The sequence below is a fragment of the Cellulomonas algicola genome, from assembly GCF_003851725.1.
Classification (GTDB): Bacteria; Actinomycetota; Actinomycetes; order Actinomycetales; family Cellulomonadaceae; genus Cellulomonas; species Cellulomonas algicola.
In genome coordinates this window covers 1-3,791 of sequence record NZ_BHYL01000328.1, presented here as the reverse complement: position 1 = coordinate 3,791, position 3,791 = coordinate 1, and the positions used below count along the sequence as shown (strand labels likewise).

Here is a 3,791-nt window from a genome sequence, read left to right as displayed (position 1 = left end):
GCGTGCGCGCGCCCCGTCCCCGCCGCGTCGTCGCCCGACCCGGCCGCCGGTGCCTCGTCGTCGCCCGCAGCCCCCGCCGCCCGGACCCGGGGATCGGCACGCCGGCCGTACGCGCGCCGCCACACCACCAGCCCCACGACCGCCAGCCCGCCCCACGACGCCAGCGCCCAGCGCCACCCGACGAGCGACGCGAGCGGCTCGGTCAGGGTCGTGGTGAGCACGCTGCCCGCGTTGAGCGCCGCGGTGTACAGCCCCGTCGCCCGGGGGACCGCCGACGGGAAGTCGCGGCCGATCACGACCGGCACCGCGACGTTCCCCGCGGTGATCGCGACCCCGATCAGCACCGTCCCGACGAGCGCCGTGCCGAACCCGTCGACGGACCGCAGGACCGTCCCGACCAGCACCGTCACGAGCGACGCCGTCACGACACGCGTCGTGCCCTGCCGCGCGAGCAGGACGGCCACGAGGGGCGTCGCGAGCGCGAAGCACAGCACCGGCACACCCGTGAGCAGGCCCACGCCGGCCGCGGACAGGCCCAGGTCGGCCTGGACGTCGTCGACGACGGGAGCGAGCGCGGTGATGGGTGCGCGCAGGTTGAGCGCGTACAGCAGGACCGCGGCGAGCAGGAGCCCGCGCGCACCGTCCGCGGCAGCCCGCCGAGCCGCCGCCGTCATGCCCTCGGGGCCGGTCGGGCCGCCGTCATGCCCTCACGACGCGTCGAACGGTGCCACGACCTCACGCAGCAGGTCCGCGAGCCGCTGCCGGTCCGCCTCGTCGAGCTCGCCGAGCAGCCCGCGCTCGACGTCCAGCAGGTCCGCGAACGCGGCGTCGACCCGCGTCCGGCCCGCCTCCGTCAGCTGCACCAGCACACCGCGCCGGTCGTCCGGCGACGGCTGCCGCTCGACCAGACCGTGCTCGACGAGCCGGTCGATGCGGTTCGTCATGGTGCCGCTCGTCACGAGCGTCTGCGTGAGCAGCGCGCCAGGGGAGAGGCGGTAGGGGGCGCCCGCGCGGCGCAGCGCCGACAGGACGTCGAACTCCCACGTCTCCAGGTCGTGCCGCGCGAAGGCCCCGCGGCGGGCGAGGTCGAGGTGGCGCGCGAGCCGGCTCACGCGCGAGAGGACGGTCAGCGGGCGCACGTCGAGGTCCGGCCGCTCGCGCTCCCACGCGAGCACGATCCGGTCGACCTCGTCCTGCGCCCCGGGGTCGTCGGGCGCCGTCCCCGGCGTCATGAGCGCGAGATTACTCGACGTCGACACAACCGGACCGGGACCCGGGCGTGTCGTCACGCGACCGGCTCGGTGTTGCGCGTGAGCTCCGGGCGCCGCTCGAGCCCGGCCAGCCCGTTCCACGCGAGGTTCACGAGGTGCGCCGCGACCTCGGCCTTGCGCGGGCGGCGCGCGTCGAGCCACCACTGGCCCGTGAGCGCGACCATCCCGACCAGCATCTGCGCGTAGATCGGCGCGGTCCGCGGGTCGAGCCCCTGACTGCGGAACTGGTCGGCGAGCAGGTGCTCGACCTTCGTCGCGACGTCGCCGATGAGGCTCGAGAACGTGCCCGTCGCCTGCGCGACCGGCGAGTCGCGCACGAGGATCCGGAAGCCGTCCTCCGACGCCTCGATGTAGCTGAGCAGCGCGAGCGTCGTCCGCTCGACCAGCACCTTCGGGTGGCCGCCGCCCTCCAGGGCGCCCGTGAGCGCCCCGGTGAGGGCCGTGATCTCCCGGTCGACGACGACCGCGTAGATCCCCTCCTTGCCCCCGAAGTGCTCGTACACGACCGGCTTCGAGACCTCCGCGCGCGACGCGATCTCCTCGATGCTGGTCCCGTCGAAGCCCTTCTCGGCGAACAGGCGGCGGGAGACGTCGAGCAGCTGCGCACGACGTTCGGTCCCCGTCATGCGCGAGCGGGGTGCTCGCCTCGTCTCCGCAGCCACGGGGAACATCATGCCGTGTGCGCCCGCCGGGCCCGCCGTGGTCCGCCCCGCGGTCCCTGGCAGACTGTCGCCCCGACGGCACGGCGCCGGTCCGCCCTGGTGTAACGGCAGCACGCAGGCCTTTGGAGCCTTGCGGTCCAGGTTCGAATCCTGGGGGCGGAGCAGGGTGCACGACGGCACCGTGCGCGGCGCGTCCGGGGGGAGCGGTGCGCGCCGGCGGGACGGGCCGTCGGGACGCCCCGGACGCGGCGGTAGAGTGCAGGTGCCCACGGTCCCGCCGCCCGGAGTGCTCCGGGCAGACCCGCGAGGAGCACCCACAGGTGACGTTCCCCCGCCCGGCTGCCGTCGTCGTCCTCGCTGCTGGTGAGGGAACGCGGATGCGCTCGGCAACCCCCAAGGTCCTGCACACCCTCGCCGGCCGGAGCATGCTCGGCCACGCGCTCGCCACGGCGCGCGCGCTCGACCCCGGTCGGGTCGTCGTCGTGGTCCGCCACGGTCGCGAGGCCGTCGCGGCGCACGTCGCGGAAATCGACCCGCAGGCGCTGCTCGCGGACCAGGACGACATCCCCGGCACCGGCCGCGCCGTCCAGATCGCGATGTCGGCGCTCGACGCCGCCGCGCAGGCGCAGGCCGCCGGTGCGACCGGTCACGGCGTCGGCGAGCCCGGCTCGGCCGCGGGCGTGCTGCTCGACGGCGCGGTCGTCGTGGTCGCGGGCGACGTGCCGCTGCTCGACGCGGGGACGCTCGGCGAGCTGCTCGCCGCGCACCACGCGGACGGCAACGCCGTGACGGTCCTCACGACCGAGGTCGACGACCCGACGGGCTACGGCCGCATCCTGCGCGAGCCCGGCACGGGCGACGTGCTCGGCATCGTCGAGCAGAAGGACGCCGACGACGAGCAGCGCGCGATCACCGAGATCAACTCCTCCATCTACGTGTTCGACGCGGCGGTGCTGCGCGGCGCGCTGGGCCGCCTCGGTCGCGACAACGCGCAGGGCGAGGTCTACCTGACGGACGTGCTGGCGATCGCCCGCACGGACGGCGGGCACGTGCGGGCGCTGCGCACGGACGACCCGCTGGTCGTCGAGGGCGTGAACGACCGCGTGCAGCTCGCGCGGCTGCGGGCGGAGCTCAACCGCCGGATCCTCGAGGACTGGATGCGCGACGGCGTGACGGTCGTGGACCCGGCGACGACGTGGGTCGACGTGGACGTCGAGCTCGAGCGCGACGTCACGCTCCTGCCCGGCACGCAGCTGCACGGCGCGACGGTCGTCCGCGAGGGCGCGACGGTCGGCCCGGACACGACGCTCACGAGCGTCGAGGTCGGCCCGCGCGCGACGGTGAGCCGCACGCACGGCGAGCTCGCGGTGATCGGCGAGGGCGCGAGCGTCGGCCCGTTCGCCTACCTGCGCCCCGGCACGGTGCTCGGCACCGACGGCAAGATCGGCACGTTCGTCGAGACGAAGAACGCGCAGATCGGCACGGGCTCGAAGGTCCCGCACCTGTCCTACGTGGGCGACGCGACGATCGGCGAGCACACGAACATCGGCGCCGCGTCGGTGACCGTCAACTACGACGGCGTCAACAAGCACCGCACGACGATCGGCTCGCACGCCCGCACGGGCGCGGACAACATGTTCGTCGCGCCGGTCACGGTCGGCGACGGCGCGTACACGGGAGCGGGCAGCGTCATCCGGCGCGACGTCCCGCCCGGTGCCCTCGCGGTGTCGGCCGGCTCCCAGCGCAACATCGAGGGCTGGGTCGTGCGTGCCCGCGCCGGCACGGCCGCGGCCGACGCCGCCGCGCGGGCAGGTGCCGGCGCGGCGGACGAGCTGTCCCCGCAGGCGCGCGCCGAGCG

General features: G+C 75.5%; 4 protein-coding genes and 1 tRNA gene. 2 read left to right on the top strand and 3 right to left on the bottom strand.

Annotated elements, in window-relative coordinates; all coding sequences use genetic code 11:
• The 3 genes from CTKZ_RS17975 to CTKZ_RS17965 form a co-directional block, all read right to left on the bottom strand.
• The coding region (locus tag CTKZ_RS17975; RefSeq protein WP_235843546.1) for an MFS transporter at positions 1 to 674 on the bottom strand (674 nt) is incomplete at its 3' end.
• A 33-nt stretch (positions 675 to 707) separates the two neighbouring features.
• Positions 708 to 1,232, bottom strand: coding sequence for a MarR family winged helix-turn-helix transcriptional regulator (locus CTKZ_RS17970; protein ID WP_124344215.1), 525 nt, complete (start codon positions 1,230 to 1,232; stop codon positions 708 to 710).
• A gap of 53 nt (positions 1,233 to 1,285) precedes the next feature.
• Positions 1,286 to 1,897 carry a TetR/AcrR family transcriptional regulator gene (locus CTKZ_RS17965; RefSeq protein ID WP_124344214.1) on the bottom strand — a complete coding sequence of 204 codons (612 nt, stop codon included), beginning with the start codon at positions 1,895 to 1,897 and terminating at the stop codon, positions 1,286 to 1,288.
• A 126-nt stretch (positions 1,898 to 2,023) separates the two neighbouring features.
• Here CTKZ_RS17965 and CTKZ_RS17960 point away from each other — a divergent pair.
• Positions 2,024 to 2,095 (top strand) — tRNA-Gln (locus CTKZ_RS17960).
• Between the two features lie 158 nt (positions 2,096 to 2,253).
• The coding region (gene glmU, locus CTKZ_RS17955) for a bifunctional UDP-N-acetylglucosamine diphosphorylase/glucosamine-1-phosphate N-acetyltransferase GlmU (RefSeq protein WP_124344213.1) at positions 2,254 to 3,791 on the top strand (1,538 nt) is incomplete at its 3' end.

Bases quoted from the DNA above. Each gene is read 5' to 3' on its own strand.
- CTKZ_RS17970 (WP_124344215.1), bottom strand. From the start codon at position 1,232: ATGACGCCGGGGACGGCGCCCGACGACCCCGGGGCGCAGGACGAGGTC.
- CTKZ_RS17965 (WP_124344214.1), bottom strand. From the start codon at position 1,897: ATGACGGGGACCGAACGTCGTGCGCAGCTGCTCGACGTCTCCCGCCGC.